Here is a 19164-nt window from a genome sequence, read left to right as displayed (position 1 = left end):
GGCCCCGACGCCTCAAGCGGGCGTCCCGTCCACGTCTCCTGGACCGTGACGAATCGGGGGATCGGCCTGACCGACGTGCCCGACTGGTTCGATGCCGTCTACCTTTCGACCCAGGCCGATGGCTCCAGCGCCCAGTATCTCGGCACCTTCAGCCATCAGGGCCACCTCTCGGTGGGGGCCTCCTACACTCGCGAGGTGGATGTCACCCTGCCCGAGGGGATCTCGGGCACCTATTACCTCGTGGTGAGCACGTCCGGCCCCTACGAATTCATCTACACCAACAACAATTCGAAGGTCTCCAACCCGTTTGGCGTGACCCTCACACCGCCGCCGGACCTGACGGTCGCCGACATCGTGGCCCCGCTCCAGGCCGTCTCGGGCACCAAGATCGACGTGACCTGGTCGGTCCGGAACCTCGGGCCAGGCGCGGCCCTGGGGTCCTGGTCGGACGCGATCGAGCTCCGAACGACCGACGGTTCGCAGGTGATCCCGCTGGGAAGTTTCTCGTACAACAGCGGGCTGGAAGCCGGGAAGTCATACTCCCGGAGCGAGCAATTCACCCTCCCCTCCAATATCCAGGGGGTCTACCGCGTCTACGTCCGGACCAATTCCAGCAACTCGCTCTACGAGCATGGGGCCTCCGGGAACAATCTGGTCGCCGACGACGCCACCATCCAGGTGACGCTGGCACCGCATCCGGACCTCCAGGTCACCTCGATCACCGCGCCCGACCGTGTCCAGGCCGGGGGTACGATCGCCGTCGAGTTCACGGTGAAGAACCAGGGGACGGTGGCCACCACCACGCCTCGATGGACCGATTACGTCTACCTGTCGCTCGACGACAAGATCTCAGGCGACGATGTCCTGATCGGCTACTTCGAGAACGGCGCGGCGTTGGGAGCCGGCGAGGCCTACGTGACCCGGACGGCCAGTTTGGTCGTGTCCAAGAGGATCCGGGGGAGCGCCTTCGTGATCGTCCAGACCGATGGCGGCAACGGGGTCGACGAGTTCCCCAACGACGGCAACAACACGATCGTCCGGCCGGTCTTCGTGGAGCCCCTGCCCCCTTCGGACCTGGTCATCGGCCCGGGCGACGTCGTGGCCCCGAATCAAGCATTCAACGGCTCCTCGATCGACGTCCGCTACACCGTCACCAACCTGGGTGCCAACACCACCGATCAGGACGTCTGGACCGACACCCTCTGGCTGATGCCCGACAAGAAGGAGCCCCGGGCCCGCAGGTTCAACCCGTTCAAAGAGGGGGGCATCCTGCTCAGCAGCTCCACCCATTATGGGGGGCTGGCCGTCGGGGCGAAGTATGAGACCTCGGCACGGGTGAGCCTGCCCGAGACGATCACCGACGAGAATGGCGTCCAGGTCGCCCTCTCGGGCCAGTGGTACATCACCCCCTGGGCCGACGCCTACGACGTGGTCCTCGAGGACACCTTCTCCAACGTCCTGAACTCCGACGACCCGAACGAGACCGACAATAACAACTACAAGGCCCGGCCGATCACCATCCTGGTGCTCCCGCCGCCCGACCTGGTCGTCTCGGTCGTCCAGCCGCAGGCGGGCGCCGTGGGAGGCTCGACGTTCAACGTCAGCTGGACCGTCAAGAATCAGGGGGCCGGCGCGACGCTCCAGGACTCCTGGTACGACGAGCTTTACCTTTCCGACAAGCCGACTCTCGATGCACCCGGCGCGAAGCAGTGGCGGCTGACCGACTACCCCGGCATCGTCCACACCGGCGCGCTCGGGCCCGACCAGTCTTATAGCGCCCAGGCCAGCTTCGCGCTCACCCCCGAGATCGCCGGCCTGTTCGTCCTGGTCCGGACCGGCCTGGGAGCCTGGGAAGGCCCCTATGCCAACAACAACACGACCGCCGGATTAACCTCGGTCGTCCCGCTCGCCCCGGCCAATCTCCGGGTGGAGTCGATCACCGTACCCCAGGGCAACTTCTCTGGCGAGAAGGCCGTGATCTCCTGGACCGTCGTCAACGACGGGGCCGCGGCCTGGGACGGCACCCGATACTGGACCGACCAGGTTTTCATCTCCCCCGACCCGGAATTCATCGCAGATCGGGCCATCGGCCTCGGATCGTTCGTCCAGGGCAATTCCCCGGCCCTGGCCGCCGGCGGGCGCTACACCAGGACTGAGGAAGTCACGCTCCCCCGAGGGATCGGCGGAGAGTACTTCATTCATATCATCACCGACGTGAATGCCGCCCTGTCGGCAAACTTCGGGATCAACGGCGCCAGCCGGCAATACTTCACGACCCACGGATACGAGGACCCCTCGAACAACCTGTCCACCAAGCCGATCCCGGTCGTCTACCGCGAGCCCGACCTCAAGGTCACCAACCTCAGCGTCCCCAACACGACCCCCAAGTCCGGCCAGACCATCCGCGTCGGCTGGACCGTCTCGAACATCGGGACCCGCGACACCCGGGAGAACTCCTGGGTCGACCGGGTCTACCTGTCACTCGACCCCTCGCTCGACTTCGGCGACCAGTTGCTGGGCGGCTCGTCGTACGGGTCGCCCGGAGGAGCAGTGCTCGCGATCGGCGAGTCATACAATCGCTCGATCGACGTGGCGTTGCCCGACGGCATCCAGGGGTCGTTCTACATCCTCGTGTTCGTCGATTCGAATCTCGACGGCTCGCTGCCCCCGGCCGATCCTTATCTGAGGTACGAGTACAGCGGCGCCGAATTCCGGACGATGGCAAGGGTCCAGGAATTCCAGGATGAGGGGAACAACGTCACGTCGAGTTCCCTTCCGATCACGCTCACCCCGCCTCCCGACCTGCGAGTCTCGCAGGTGGTCGTCCCCACGCAGGTGATCGCCGGACAGTCCTTCGACCTGTCCTACACCGTCATCAATTCCGGCCCTGGCGACACGCCCGCCCTCCAGTCGTCGTGGGATGACTACATTTATCTGTCGCGCGACGCGTTCCTCGACCTCCAGGCCGACCGCTACATGGGGGCGGTCGCTCATCAGGGCGGACTCGCCTCCGGTGCGAGCTACACGATCTCCCAGACCTTGAGAGTCCCACGCGACCTGTCCGGCCCGTTCTACGTATTCGTGATCACCGACCCGCCCCAGTACCGGGCCCGCGGCCAGGTCTTCGAGCTGGACAAGGAGGGGAACAACGCCACCCCCTCGCCCCAGCCGATGATCATCAACCTGCCCCCTCCCTCGGACCTGCAAGTCGGGGAGATCAGCATCCCGGCCACCGGACGATCGGGCGAGCCGGTCTCGATCGAATGGTCCGTGGCCAACCTCGGCAAGAACCCTGCCGAGGGATCGTGGACCGACGCCGTCTACCTCTCCGAGGACGCGACCTGGGACATCGGCGACACCCCCCTGGGCCGGGTGGTCCACTCGGGGACCCTAGCGACCGGCGAATCGTACAGCTCGACCCTCACCGTCAACCTGCCGCCGGCCCGCCCCGGCCAATACCGCGTGATCGTCCGGCCCGACATCCTGAACGAGGTCTTCGAAGGTCCCGACGAGGCCAACAATCGGACCGCCTCCCCGAGCGTCCTCCGGGTGACCGTCGAGGAACTCCAGCTCGACGTCCCGCTGGCCCTGACGCTCAGTTCCGGGCAGGAGAAGCTCTACCAGGTCACCGTCGATCAGGGTCGGACGCTCCGAATCGCGCTCGACAGCTCGGCCATCGGCGCCGCCAATGAGCTGTTCATCCGGTACGGCGACGTACCCACCGGGATCGTCTACGACGCCTCCTACGAAGGGCCGCTCGCCCCCGACCAGGTGGCCGTCATCCCCAGGACTCAGCCGGGCGTCTATTACATCCTGGTCCGTGGCCACTCCGAGCCCTCCGCCGCCACGCCGACGACAATCCTGGCCCAGCTCGTGCCGCTGGCCATCACCTCGGTCACGCCCGATGCCGGGGGGGATAGCCGATGGGTCACCACCACCATCCGAGGGGCCCAGTTCGACCCCCAGGCGATCGTCAAGCTGGTCCGCCCGGGCTTCGCCGAGTATGAGCCCTCCAGCTATCAGGTGATCGATAGCACCAGGATCATCGCCACCTTCGACCTCCGCGACGCCCCCCACGGCCTCTACGACGTGAAGGTGATCAATCCCGGCGGCGAATCGGCCATCATCCCCTATCGCTACCTGGTCGAGACCGCGCTCGAGCCCGAGGTCCGGGTCGGGCTGGGCGGGCCCCGGATCCTCGCCCCCGGCGCGACCGGCACTTACGGGTTCTCGCTGGAGAACCTCACCAACGTCGACCAGCCCTACGTCTATTTCCAGTTCGGCGTGCCCGAGCTGGGAGTGAACCCTCACCTGAACCTCCGCTATCTCGACTTCTTCAATAACCTCAGGGGCCAGCCCGACCTGGGGGGCCTGGACAACCTCCCCTGGGCGAGCCTGGAATCGACGGTCAACACCACCGGCGAGGACCTCGCTCCGGGCTTCGCCTACGATCTCTACTCGCAGGGCTACGCCGGTTTGACCTTCAACGCCCAGACCTATCCGGGACTGGCCGCCCTCCTGGAGAAAGACCCCGACTTCCTCAAGCAGTTCGCCGACACGCCGGAGGAGATCGCCTTCCAGTTCCACATCCTCGCCGCGGCCACGCCCATGACCCGCGCCGAGTTCGTCGCCTTCCAGCGACAGGAGGCCGAGAAGCTCCGGATCCAGGTCCTCGCCGATTCCACCGCCAGCCAGGGCCTCTCGGTCCTCGCCTCCGACGCCACGACCTGGGCCGACCTCTACCTGGCCGCCCTGGAAGACGCCGGGATCCTCCGCCCCGAGGATCAGGCCCCCCCAATCCGGCAGGACCCCAAGCTGGTGAGCCTGGTGGCGACCCTGGCGTCCGGGATGCTCCTGGGCCCGGCGGGCGACCAGATCGTCTCGGATGGCAACCTGCTAACCTTCTGGGAGCAGGTCCGCCGCTGGTACGGCAATGATCCTTCGATCACGGCCCCGGGCGCGGGCAATGATCCGACGATCGTGCCGGCCCCATCCCGCGACGGCTACGACCTCCACCAGTCGGCGGGCACGGCGTTTGAAGCATTCAACATCTACGTGCCGTTCGGCGACATCACCTTCGAACGCGACATCCCCAAGCCGCCCCCGCCCGACTTCGCGCAGTTCTTCAACCTGCCGGGCTCCTCGACCCGGAATGTGTCGATCACGGGGCCGACCGGCCAGGGCCCCCAGCAGTTCATCCCGGTCGGCCAGGCGCTGCCCTACACGATCTCGTTCGAGAACCCGACCACGGCCGCCTCGGCCGCCGGCGAGGTGCGGATCGTCCAGAAACTGGACGACAACCTCGACCCGCGTTCCTTCCGGCTGGGCGACATCCGGATCGGCGACATCCAGGTGCATATCCCGAGCGGCCGCGGGATCTTCCAGGGGGATTTCAACTTCGCGAAGTCCAAGGGGTTCATCCTCCGCGTCAGCGCCGGGCTGGACGTCTTCTCGAACACCGCCACCTGGCTCTTGCAGGCGATCGACCCCGAGACCGGCGAAGTGATCCAGGACCCCGCCAAGGGACTCCTGCCGCCGAACAACGCCCAGGGGCTCGGCAGCGGCTTCGTCGGCTTCTCCATCAAGCCGGTCGAAGGGGTCGCCACCGGCACCAAGATCCGCTCGACCGCCCGCGTCCTCTTCAACAACGCGCCCCCGCAGGATACCGACGAGATCGTCTCCACGATCGACGGACTGGCTCCCTCGACGACCCTTAAGGTGAGCACCCTGGGGGCGGGAAGCTCCGACTTGCTCGTCAGCTGGTCGCCGACGGACGACGTCGGCGGCTCGGGCGTGAAGCATGTGACCGTCTACGTCTCCGAGGACGGGGGCGATTACAAGATCTGGCTCCGGCAGACCTCCCTGACTTCGGGAGTCTACGCCGCCCAGACCGGCCACACCTATCGATTCCTGGCCCTGGCGACCGATCTCGCGGGCAACCGCGAGCAGCCCGGAGCTGGCGTCCAGGCCCCCGACGACGGGTCGAGCGTGAGCCTCGGCGGCCTGCCCAGCGTCCCGGAAACCACCGAGGAAGACCTCGGGCCGGTCGCCGAGCCCAGCCCGTCCCCCTCGACCAACCCCCTGTTCATCGAGGCCCAGGAGGCCATCCCCTCGGCCCCGAGCCCGAACCGCCCGAGCGAGTTCGCCCAGGTCCTCCGCCCGTTCGCCGGCCAATCCTTCGCCACCGGGATCGCACAAAGCCACGCCAATATCGGGCCGATGGCGATCGTCAGCTTGCCCGATCGCTCGGTGATCGTCAGCGGGGGAGCCGGACGCAACCAACTCTACCGGCTCACGGCGGCCGGAGGCACGGTCGGGACGCCCCTGGCGTCGCTCGACTTCCCGATCTTCGATCTGGCCCTGGATTCCTTCGGTGGCCTCTGGGCCACCACCGGCGGAGGCCCCCTGCTCCGGCTCGATCCGGCCACCGGCGCGGTGCTCGGACAGTACGGCGACGGGCTCACCCAGGCCCTGGCGATCGAATCCGCCACCGGCAAGATCTATGTCTCGTCCGGAAAAGGCATCGAGATTTTCGACCCGGTCTCGCTGACCTTCGCGCACTTCTCGGACGTCCGGGTGGGGAACCTCGCCTTCGCCCCGGATGGGACCCTCTGGGGAGCCACCTGGCCGAGCCGGGGGAGTGTCGTCCGCTTCGACCATCGTGGACGACCCGAGCGGATGCTCTCATTCGACACACCGGTCGACTCGATCGCCTTCGGCCAGAAGGGAAGCCTGCTCGACGGACTTCTCTTCGTCAGCAACAACGCCGGGGCCCAGCCGGGCTCGGGCGGCGACCTGGTCATGGTCGACCTGGCCACCTTGAAGACGATCACGATCGGCCGGAATGGCACCCGAGGCGACATCGTCCGGACCACCGCCGATGGTCGGATCCTGCTCAGCCAGTCGCACCAGGTGGATGTCCTGAGCCCGGCCATCGCCCCGCGAGTGGCAGCCACCAATCCCGCGCCGGATGCCGTGGTCGCCACACCACTGGGCTCGATCACCGTGACCTTCGACAGCGACATGTTCGCCGGCCCGGCGACCGACGCGACCTCGGTCCTGAACCCGGATCAGTACATGCTCGCAGGAGAGATCTCGGGCGTCATCAAGATTCGAGGCGTGGCCTACGACCGTGCGACCAGGACGGTGGCCCTGAGCGTGGAATCCCTGGCGCCGGACCGGTACACGCTGAAGGTTGCCGCGACCGTCCAGGGCACCAATGGGCTGGCCCTGGCCGATCCCTACGAGGTCCACTTCTCGGCGATCTCCGATTTCACCGCGCTGGTGAAGGTCCGACTGGGCAACACGCGGGCCGACGCGGCCGCCGGCACGATCTCGTATGACGTGACGGTGACCAACACCTCCACGTACGACCTGATCGGCCCGTTCGTCCTCCGACTGGACGGGCTCAGCCCGTCCGACGCCCAGCTCAGGAACGCCCGATATAATCTCGACGACAAGACCTACTGGCTCGATCTCTCCGATGCCGCGATCGGTGGCACACTCCGCCCCGGCCAGACCACAGCGGCGCGGACCCTTACGATCTACAACCCGACCGGCAACCGGCTGAGCTTCAAGCCCGCCCTGCTGGCGATGCCGTATCCGAACCAGGCCCCCGTCTTCGACTCCTCGCCGATCACCACGGCCAGTGCAGGTGTCGGCTACCGTTACCAGGCCGCGGCCCACGATCCAGACGGCGTTGGCCTGGGATTCCTGCTGATCCAGGGGCCGGCCGGGATGACCGTCGACGCCAAGACGGGCCTCCTGAGCTGGGCTCCCACCACGTCAAGCCCTTCCCTGGCGTCGGTCATCCTGCATGTGTATGACACGCGAGGGGGTCGTGGCTCGCAGGAGTTCACGATCAACGTGACGGGCACGAATGCCCCGCCGACCCTCGCGGCGATCGGGCCCGTCGTGACGATCACCGAGGGCCAGAAGCTCGAAGTGCCCGTCCAGGCCGAGGACCCCGAGGGGGATCCGCTCATCTCCTGGGCCGAGAACCTCCCCCCGGGCGCGGTCTACGACTCGACCAGGAAGAGCCTGAGCTGGACCCCCGGCTTCAACGCGGCGGGCACTTACGAGGATGTTCGACTGGTCGTCAGCGACGGACTGCACCAGGTCTCTCGAAGCTTCACCATCCTCGTCAGCCCCGCGAATCAGGCCCCCAACCTGATCCGGCCGGCCGACCGGACGATCCGCGAAGGGGACCCCGTCCGGTTCACGATCCGGGCCGAGGACCCCGAGGGCGATCCGCTGGTCTACTCCAGCAGCCTCCTGCCCGGCGGAGCCACGCTCGATCCCTTCACCGGCCTGTTCGAGTGGACTCCCCTGTTCATCCAGCATGGCGAGTACGACATCCCAATCCAGGTCTCCGACGGCGTCAGCACGACCGCGAAGACCATTCATCTCACCGTCCTGAATGTCAACGCAGCCCCCGAGTTCGACGACCTCAGCCGATGGGAGGTCCAGGAAGGGCAGGCGCTCGTCTTCCGCTCCTTCGCCTTCGACCCCGACAATCCTACCTTCGTCATCCAGGACCGGCTGGCCAACGGCGATTTGAGCCCCCTGGACGACATGGCGCCGACCGTCACGTACTCCGCCTCGGGACTGCCCGACGGTGCGACCTTCGATCCCATGACCGCCACATTCTCATGGCTCCCAGGCTATACCCAGGCCGGGACGTTCGTGGTCATCTTCACCGCGACCGATGACGGCGACGGCACCGGCACGCCGATCACCGTCAGGACCTCGGCCACCATCACGGTCAAGAATACCAACCGACCGCCGGTCATCACCGCGATCGAGAACCTGAGCCTCGACCGAGGTGACCAGTTCAGCCTCACGGTCCAGGCGACCGACCCCGATGGCGACCCGATCCGGCTGGAGGCCACCGGGCTCCCCGGATACCCGATCCCGAACTTCGCCTCGTTCCAGGACAACGGCGACGGGACCGCCACGTTCGTCTTCAAACCCGGGCCCGGCGACCGGGGCAACCACACGATCACCGTCTTCGTGACCGACGACGGAAACCAGGACGGGGCCTGGGCCGTCCACACGAGCGAGACCAGCTTCGTCGTATCCGTCATCTCGCCCAACGACCCGCCCCGCCTGGATTACATCGGGAACACCGTGGCCGTCGTCGGCCAGACGCTCCACCTGCCGCTTTCCGCCTTCGACTTCGACGAAGACGCGCTGACTTTCACCGCCACGGGCCTCCCCACCGGCGCGAGCATCGTTCCCTCGACCATCTATGGTCAGGCCGAGATCGTCTGGACCCCCACAGCAGCCGGGGCCGTGACGGTCACCGTGCGGGTGACCGATAGCGGCAACGGTGATGCGTCGCAGAGCCTATCGGCTCAGCGGACCTTCCGGCTCGTGGCCCGAGCCACGAACGCCGCCCCGGTCCTGGCCGCAATCGGCTCGAAGACCATCAACGAGGGCCAGACGCTCAGCTTCTCCCTCTCCGCGACCGATCCCGACGGAGACACCCCGACCTATCGGGTCGCTTCGCTCCCGGCGGGCGCATCCTTCGACCCGGCCACCGGACAGTTCAGCTGGACGCCCAACCTCTTCCAGGCCGGGACCTATGCGGGACTGGTCTTCTCCGCGACCGACGGCAACCTCGCCGATGCCGAGACCATCACGGTCACGGTCGCCAACCTCAACCAGGCCCCCACGATCGTGCCGCTGGCCCCTCAGTCCGGTCGCGAAGGCGTTCCTCTCCAGTTCACCCTATCCTCGGGCGACATCGACGGCGACCTCCTGCTCTACAGCCTGGTTTCGCCCCTCCCGACCGGAGCGAAATTCGACGCCCGGACCGGGCAGTTCACGTGGACTCCCGGATTCGAGCAGTCGGGGAATTACGTCCTGACCTTCAAGGTCCGGGATCCCGACGGCCTGACCGCCTCGGCCGACGTCCGCCTGGCCATCGACAACGTCAACCGTGGCCCCTCGCTCTCGGTCTCGAATCACCAGGTCGCGCTCGGGGAACTCCTGGATTTCACCTTGGTCGCGACCGACCCGGACTGGAACACAACCTTCCGATACACGGCGGAGGGGCTACCCCAGGGTGCCACGCTCGATCCGTCGAACGGACACTTCCTCTGGCGACCCGGGCCTGGCCAGGCCGGCGATGCCTTCGTGAAATTCACCGCGAGCGATGGCGAAGCCGCCGTCTCGAAGACCGTCGTCCTGAGGGCTGCGATCGTGCCCGAGCCGCCGGTCGTGGCGGTCGAATTGACTCCGAGCTTCCCGGTCGTCCCCGGCCAGAAGGTCCTGATCCACGCGATCGCCGGGGGACTGGCCGAGATCGCCGGGCTCCGCGTCACGATCGACGGCCTGCCCGTGATCCTCGACTCACAGGGCCGCGCCGAGATCATCGCCGGGTCGCCCGGTCGCCGGATCATCGAGGCAATCGCCACCGACGCCGATGGGTTCGAGGGTCGGGCCATCTCCGTGCTCAAGGTCCGCGACCCCGCCGACGACCTGGCTCCGGTCGTCTCGTTCTCCTCGACCCTCACCAACGCTCGGCTGGTGGCCGCCACGAACCTCGTCGGGTCGGTGGCCGACCTGAACCTCGACTCCTGGACCCTGGAGCTGGCCCCGCTCGGGAGCGACTCGTTCCTCAGGCTTGCCGCGGGATCTTCGACCCTCAGCGGCGGCACGCTGGCCCAACTCGACCCCGCCACCCTGACCGACGGCTGGTATCGGCTCCGGTTGACCGCGACCGACATCTCCGGCCGGACCAGCCGCGCCGAGATCCAGGTCGAGGCGTTCTCGGCCTCCAAGCCGACCCGGTTCTCCCAGCAGGAAACCGACCTGATCGTCAATCTCGACGGCCTGTCCGTGGCCCTGGTCCGCGACTACGACTCGCTGACGACCGACCGCACCGGCGCGTTCGGGCCGGGCTGGCGTCTGGCCACGGTCGATTACGACCTGACGACCAGCGTCCCCGCCACCGGCCGCGAGACCCTGGGGGTCTACGAGCCCTTCCGGGTCGGATCTCGGGTCTACCTGACGTTGCCGGACGGCCGACGGCTGGGGTTCACCTTCGCACCGACCAAGCAGCAGGTGTCGGGCCTCACCTATTACACCCCCGCCTTCAAGGCCGATGCCGGAAATCCCTACACATTGACCTCGCCGGGAGCCCGACTGACCCTGAGCGGCGATCGGCTTTATGACCTCCTCACCGCCCGGCCCTACAACCCGGCCAGCAAGGAATTCGCCGGGTCGCCCTACCAGTTGACGGCCCCCGACGGCACGGTCAGCCGGCTCGATGCCACGGGTCAACTCCTGGAAAGAGTCCAGCCCGACGGTCGGACCCTGATCGTTCGCGATAGCGGGATCGTCGGGCCGAATGGCTCGACCATCCAGTTCGTCCGCGACGCCGCCGGGCGAATTTCCACCATCATCGCCCCTGACGGAACTCGGCTCGCCTACGATTACGACGACCTGGGGCGGCTGGCCTCCGCCCGGAACACCCAGAGCGGCCATGCCAGCCGGTACGGCTACGAATCCGGGGGTCTGGGCCGACTGACCCTCGCCGTCACTCCGACGGCCTCGACCAGCAAGGTCGTCGTCTATGGCCCATCGGCGACCGCTATCCTGCCGCTCCAGGGCAACCTCGGCGGGACCGGCCAGTACCTCGCCGCACCGGCGTCGGGCAACCTCGCCGCCGGGAAGATCGACCGATATGCCCTCGGCCTGAGGCCCTCCGAGCGTCTCGCGACGGCCTCCGAACGCGTCCTGATCGCGGTCGAGATCCGGGCGGCCACCGGGAGCAACTTCCAGCCCGCCCTTCCCCGGATCGCCGGCCTGACGCCCCTCTCGCAGAACACGACGGCCTCGACGACCTTCGCCCTCTTCCTGGTCGACCGCGAGGGCCTGTTCCAGCTCGATGTCGCCGGTGCGACCGCGGCGGCCTCCGGGGCCTATTCCCTCTCGGTCTCGGTGGTGGGCGACGTCAACGGCGACCTCAAGGTCGACGGCCTGGACGCCCAGCTCCTGAATTCGGCGTTCGGCAAGTCCGCCGGCCAGCCCGGCTACCTGATCGCCGCCGACACCGACCGAGATGGGACGATCACCACCGCCGACGTCCAGAACCTCGCCTCGAATCTCGGCTTCGCCGCCAACCTCCCGCCAACGATCAACCCGGCGGCACTCCTGACCCACGTAGACCTCGCGGTCTCGACCAGCCTGGAGACTCTGGCAACCGACCCCGAGGACGACCCGATCTACTTCCGGATCGTGACCTCCGAGCACGGGACCGCCACACTCGGGGCCGACGGCCTCACCGTCACCTTCACCCCGACCCCGGGCTACAGCGGGCCGGCAAGCTTCCAGGTCGTCGCCGATGACGGCTGGGGCTACTCGCCGACCCAGACCATCCAGATCAACGTCAGTGCCGCGCCGCTGATCCGCCTGGACTTCTCGTCCCGAATGCCCCGACTGGATTCCGGCGAGTCGACCAAGCTCCAAATTATCGGCGACTTCGCAGATCAGGAGGGCGTCCCGCTATCGGCCTCGTATGTCACCTTCACCAGTTCCGACGGAGCGGTCGCCTCGGTCTCGGCAAGCGGAGTGATCCTCGCGACCGGAGACGGCGCGGCGGTCATAATTGTTTCGGCCAAGGGGATCCAGGCCGCCACGGCAGTCGGGATCGGGACTCCCACGGACTTTAGTAAGCGACTACTCCAGATCTTCGGGTTGGACGTCTACCCCCACGCAGTCTCCCTCCCCGAATCGGGTATCCGACGGATCCTGGCCGGGATATTCGACCCGACCGAGGGACTCGAAGCGCCGGATCAGGGGACCATTTATTACACCGGCAACACCAAGGTCGCCACTGTCTCCGCCGATGGAGTGATCCACGCCGTGGGAGTCGGCCAGACGACAGTGACGGTCATCAACGGATTCGCAGAATTCTTGATCCCCGTCAAGGTCGAGTCCCCGCGTGTCGGGCCGGTGGTGCTGGGGACGGAAGGGGGTGTAATCTCGGCCTCGGATGGAGCGATCTTGCAGGTTCCGTCCGGGGCCCTCGGGACTCCAACGACGATCGGCATAACGCCGATGACGGCGGGACAGCTTCCCTTCGCCCTGCCCGACTTCATGGACTTCGCCGCCGCCTATAATCTGAACTTGGGCGATGTCCCGCTCGGACAGCCGGTCCAGCTCGCTTTCCGAGTGCCGGTCGGAACACCAGTGGGCACGATCATCTATCTGTATCGGGCCGACTCGATCACCGGGCCGAATGGGTCGAGCCTGCCGGTCTGGATCGAGTCCGAGACGGCTGTGGTCGGGGAAGATGGATTTGCTCGCACGACCTCACCTCCGTATACCGGCCTGCTCAGGACCGGGGTGATCGCCGCCATGCGGGCCAAGGGGATCGTCCGACAGGTCCGTGCGACGGTCGAATTCATCCTGGGCAATCCGGTCGACGCAGCCCTAATCGCGATCGAGACCCTGGCGAACGGGGTGGGGGTGGGGGCCTATCTCAACGAGTACTACGGATTCACCATCAGTGCGGTGGTCGGCTTCCGCCCAATGAAGCTGGTCGAGGTCCCGCTGGCCGGCCGGTCGAACCGCTATTACGACATGCCGATCCTGGTGAATGACGCGGCCATCAATACTTACACGGCCCGGGTCCTCAACGACCCGCCCGACAAGCGCCTACCGATCCTTCGTTCCGTGTCGCTCGACCATCCCAACGGCCAGGATCCCTATCTCGAGATCGAGGGCGACTACTTTACCGACTCCAACGCTGTGAATGACACGGTGCTCGTCTCCTTCATCATGGGCGAGCAGGACACCGATCTGAACGACAGCTACGGTAAGCCATTCATCGAGGTCCGGGGCGCCCGCGACGCGACGGTGACTGTCGCGATGGCCGACCTGACGCCCGGCTCATTGCGAGTGAAGGTCCCCGACACAATCATTCTGGGGCTGTCCAAGATCCTCGTGACCCGCGTGATCAAAGATCGCTCGGGAACGATCCTCGAACGCCGGGTGAGCAACCGGCTTGAGGTACCGGCCGAGGGCGGGATGGCCTTCGTCGCCGAGCGGTCCAAAGGCTCTGTAGCAATCATCGATCTCCGCAGCGACGATCCCACCGATCCTACCGACGACGTGACGACCGACCACCCGGAAGATTACAAGATCGCCCGGGAGGTCTATTTCAACGGATTCAGCACCCCACGGATGATCGCCGCCACGGCGGATAACACTCGAGCCTACATCACCGATCGAGCCGGCGGCAGGATCCTGGTGCTCGACGCGATCGCCCAGCAACCGGTCAAGCAATACTTGCTGGATAAGAATCAGCCAGTCGGACCGAACGAGATTGCATTCGAAATCTTCCTGCCACCCGGGGCAGTCCCTTCGCACCTGGCGCTGGACCGGAGCGACAGGCGGCTTTATGTGACCGACGAGATCCTCGGCGCCATCTACGTCATCGACACGGACCCGGCGTCGATCGACTTCCACAAGCGAATCGCCACGATCCCCGTGACCGGCGCCAAATTCGGCCTCCAAGGCGTAGCTCTCAGCTCCGATGATCGGTTTCTTTTCGCTGCGGTCCCAAATCGTCGGGACCTTTACAGCAACGCCAACCCGTCGGATAAGGGATCGATCGTCGTATTCGACCTCGATCCCAAGAGCGCGAACTACTGGAAGTTCTTGCTGGCCAAATCCTACCCCGAGGCCGCGACGTCGCGGATCGAGGTCGACCAGCTACCTTATGGCTTGACCAGCACCCCCGTGCCCGACCGGATGCTCTTCACCAACTTCGTCGGACCCGAAAGCAAGGGCGTCGGGGTCCTGATGAGAACCGGAGACAAGTGGGTCTTCAGCCACTCGATCCACCTGGCCCTAGGATCGATCAACGACGCCTTCGATGTCGACAGCGCCCGGGAGATCGTGATGACTCCCGATGGTGCCTACGCCTTCGTCCTGGGCTACACGATCCCATCGAACACCGGATTCACCTACGTGGACGGAGTCGGCCTGGTCGGTGGCACGCCAAGTCGCAATCACGGGATGAGGTACGAGCAAGGAAAGTACCACGCCGGAAGCACGATCGGGATCATCTACAATCCACTCAATTTGCCGGCCAGCCAGATCCGAAATCCCCTGCCTGGCGTGACCGGACCGAAGCTGGTGGCCGCGACCCGCCCCCTGCCCGCGGCGTTCCCTCTGGGCCTGGACGTCTCCCCCGACGGGAAGTTCCTCTTCGTGACCCAGAACGTCCCGACCGCCAGGGGTAACGGAGCCCTCTTCGTTTACTCGATCGATGCCATCTTCGAAGAGCTGGCCACCTCGGTCGACAAGAGCCCGATTCCTACACCTTCCGACCCGGTCGACGGAAAGTCCAACTTGCTCGACCGATTCGCGATCAATGATGTCTTCGACGGGAATGTCGGTACCGGTATCGGCAACCTCAACATCGACGTCCGTGCCGCCTATCGAGTCGATCCTAACTCGCCTCAATACAATTACGGCTTCGAGAATTACTGGAAGGGTCAGGAACCCATAGCTATCGGAGGAGGGATCGGAGGCGTAGCGGTGCAGTCGGCCAGCTTCATCCGACTGGTCGGCCCATTCCCTTCGACCCCCGATTCCACTCCCGAATTTACCTGGAAGCCTATCGGCGCCAGCGGGGTGATCAGCAAGATTTTTGTCAGCGTCTTCCCGGCCGGAAGCGGGCTGTTCCCGAGCGACTTCGACGGCGAGGACGGCAATCCTAACCGCATCGTCAATGGCGTGACTCTCCCCGAAGACGTCTTCACCTATACCCTGCCGGACGACCGCAGGCTGACCGCAGGCCAGACCTATTACTGGGGGATCGAGGCAACCGATCAGTACGGACGCTTCACCCGGGTCTCCGGCAGCTTCGCCACCGACCCGATCAAATTGAGCGGGCCGTTCAAGGAGGTGACCGTAATCACTCACGGCTTCCAGCTCGACCCCTTCGGGAACTCCACCTCGCCACCGTGGGCCAAGTCGCTCGGCCAGTATATCGTGGACGCCGCGGGCGGCGGTGGGGTATTCCTCTACGAAAAGTCGACCGGCCACTGGCTCGATGCGACGAAGAGGGGGAAGGTCCCCGGAGACTTCCGCGGCCAGGCACTCGTGCTCATCCCCGACTGGTCGGTGGAATCGGATATCAGTGACAGCGGATTCTCCGAAGCCGCGGCCGATGCCTTCTTCGCCGCCTTTGTGGCACTTGACCAGGAACTCGGGGGAACCCTGTTGGCCTCGCCCCTGCACTTCATCGGCCACAGCCGGGGCACGGTTGTCAACAGCGAGATCATCCAACGTCTGGGGACCTACTTCCCCAGCAAGACCGAAATCCAGATGACCACTCTCGATCCCCACGACTTCGAGCAAAAGTCGCTGAACGTCCCGGTCGACCAACTCCTGAACATCGCCCAGACGGCTGCCGGTATCCTCCAGCTATTCCCGCCCACGGCCCCGGTCGCCGTCCGGGTCTATGATTCCTTGAAGACGCTCCGAGATCTGGTCAAGAAGGCGGGGGTGAAGATCGATCCGATCTCTTATGCAGACTTCAAAGATCCGAACGTCATGGTCTGGAACAACATCGCGTACGCCGACAATTTTTATCAGACCCAGGGGAACGATGGCCTTAGCATCCAGGAGAAATATACCTTTACCCCAAATGGGCGGGACATCCCCGGCGCCGTCAACACGGAGCTCGATGGGCGGGCCGGCTTCACCCGGGAGGATTTCGAGGTCTCACTATTTGCGGGGCTGCTAAACTTCCCGTTCGGTTGGGGGGGCACGCACAGCCGGGTTTGGCAATGGTACGCCGGAACCGCCAATCTCTCGACCGAATACGTCCCGGGTGATAGCTCCAATCCCCTATTCCGACGCGAGGCCGACGCCAATTCGAATCTGTTCGTCGACCTGCTAAACGCCTTCATCAAGGTCCAGTCCATCACGTCGGGTGGCCTCACATCGGCCTCGCTGTATTCCCCATTCAAGGACTTCGACCCAAATAATCCCAACCCCTGGTACCAGCCCGAGGGCCAGTCAATCGCCGACTCGACCTGGGAGGGTATCCTTCAGGGATGGGCTTCCAGCAACCTGGGTGGGGGCTCGGATCAGTGGACAACGCCCCAGAATCCTACATCCGTCTCTTTCGACAACACTGAGACGGCCAAGGATATCGTTGCCGTCCCTACGGTGTTTAATGGGAATTTCGAGTCGGGCGTCCTCTACCGCTCTAACAAGATTGACGAACTCTATCGGAGCAATCGCTTCCCATTCTCATACGAGGTACCCGGTTGGTCGTTCCATGGTGGGGGAGGGTTCAGCCTCCTGAATGACAAGATCGACGTCACCGCGGCGCTGATTCTCCCCACCTCGGTGGATTCCTGGGCAAAGACGGTCCTCTTCAGCTACCTCGACACCAAGCTCGATCAGTTCGTAAAGTTCTTCAAGGACGACCTCAACAGTTACAAGCCCGGCGACCTCGGCCTGACGGCAGATGAGTTCGTACTTTGGAAGAGATATCGTCAGAACTTTATCGACGCGAGTCTCAAGCAGGTCGCCAAGTTCGATCTCGATACCATCAAGAAGTTCGTGGAGAAAGACCCAACCCTCAAGGAAGTGCTTTGGAAGGAGAACAATTACTCGCTCCTACTTAGCGGAGAGTCGGTCCTGAAAACTCTCTTCTCGACCGTAGGAAGTCCATTCCTGGTCGACTTCGCCCGGCAGATCAACCTGGCGCAACTCAACAAGGTCACGCACAACCGGATGTATTTCCCGACCGATAAGGACTCGATCTCCTTCGATGTCTTCGCGACCTTGCTGGTCAATCCCAACACCAAGATCAGGGTTTACATCGGCGATGACCTGATCCAGACAGTCGACCTCGAGGCTTCCTTCTTCACGAACCTGAAACGCTCGGTGACGATCCCCAGCCATTATCGGGGAACCGTAAACACCCTGACTTTCGAGGTCGTCGAGCCCGAGATCAAGCTCGGAACCTTCTTCTCACTCGCTCAGATCTTCCTGCTCGACAACATCGCACTCACGCATTCCCAACCACTGGCACCGACCCCCAGTTCGCCGAATTTCGCGGCGATCGGATCGCCCTCGACCTCGGTCCCGCTCTCCCTCCTCGGTCCCAATACCTCTAATCGATGGACTTCCGCCGGCGTCGATGCGATGGGGATCGGCCGCCTCGGTTCCACCTGGCTAAGTGGAATCGATCTCCACGGCAACCAGACTGGATTGGCCGGCTCGGGTCAGACCCTGGTCAACTCCGAAGCAGCCGGCTTCGTCTGGTTCTTCAATGCCAACCCCGACTTCGGATCGGGATTTCTTCCCGTCGAGATCCCTGGCGGACTAACCTCGCCTTCGGGAAGCCCAACCTCCGGCCAGGTCGGCCTCTCGACAGTGATCACGAATGGGTTGGGGTTGAACTTCAGTCTCGGAGACCTCGAAAGTGCCAGTCAAACCAACGCGATCAATACCAGTTCGGTCCATTCCGGCATCCGCCTCATCCCGGACCAATTCCTGGCCAAAGCCCCAATCCTGCCAGTCCAGAACGGGGTGAGGACCGTCCGAGACGGCTACAATCGACTGGACGTGGTTAGTGGTGACGACAGCCTCGTGATCGTCGCGGGTGCGGTCAATGAAGTCGAATTATCCTCTGCAATCGCCTCGACTGTCACGAAAGGTTCCAGCCTCATCGCATCTCGGATGCTAGGGGTCCACACACACGCCAATCTCCGAGAAGAGAGATCGCTCCTAATGCGACCGGCCCAGGGCAAGACCGACCGCGATTGGGAGTCCGGCGTGCGGGTGTCGCTCGACCGCCAGGCCTCGATGCCGAGCCTCTCCCATGGGGAAGCTCCAGCCGAGGCCGATGCCCAGGTCGTGATACCTACCCTTCATGGTGACGATCTCTCCGCCTCGATCGCGGGACTGTTCATGGCCGGTGTCCTTGGCCTCAACCTCAGCTCCAGCCTGGACGACTTCGTCGGGTCGCGAGCGACCGACGACGATCCCGAGACCTCGGAACGGGAGAAGCCTTCGCCGGTCAAGCTGCCAAAGAAGTTCGGCTCGGTGAGATGCGGGAGGCCCGGATTGTCGTCGAAGGTTCTCTCGAAGTGCCACCTCCAGCGAGGGCGGCTGTTCTGA

1 protein-coding gene (only partly in view) is annotated in these 19164 nt (G+C 64.9%); it reads left to right on the top strand.

The window, feature by feature from the left end:
- Nucleotides 1-19164, top strand: the 3' portion of a protein-coding gene (locus P12x_RS04145) for a CARDB domain-containing protein (RefSeq protein WP_435009571.1). Its footprint begins 9111 nt before the window's first position; only the last 19164 of its 28275 coding nucleotides appear in the window; its start codon lies off the left edge, out of view; the stop codon is at nt 19162-19164.

The sequence above is a fragment of the Tundrisphaera lichenicola genome (genome assembly GCF_051175385.1).
Classification (GTDB): Bacteria; Planctomycetota; Planctomycetia; order Isosphaerales; family Isosphaeraceae; genus Tundrisphaera; species Tundrisphaera lichenicola.
Note: the sequence above shows the minus strand (reverse complement) of the source record. Positions and strands in the feature narration are given on the sequence as shown.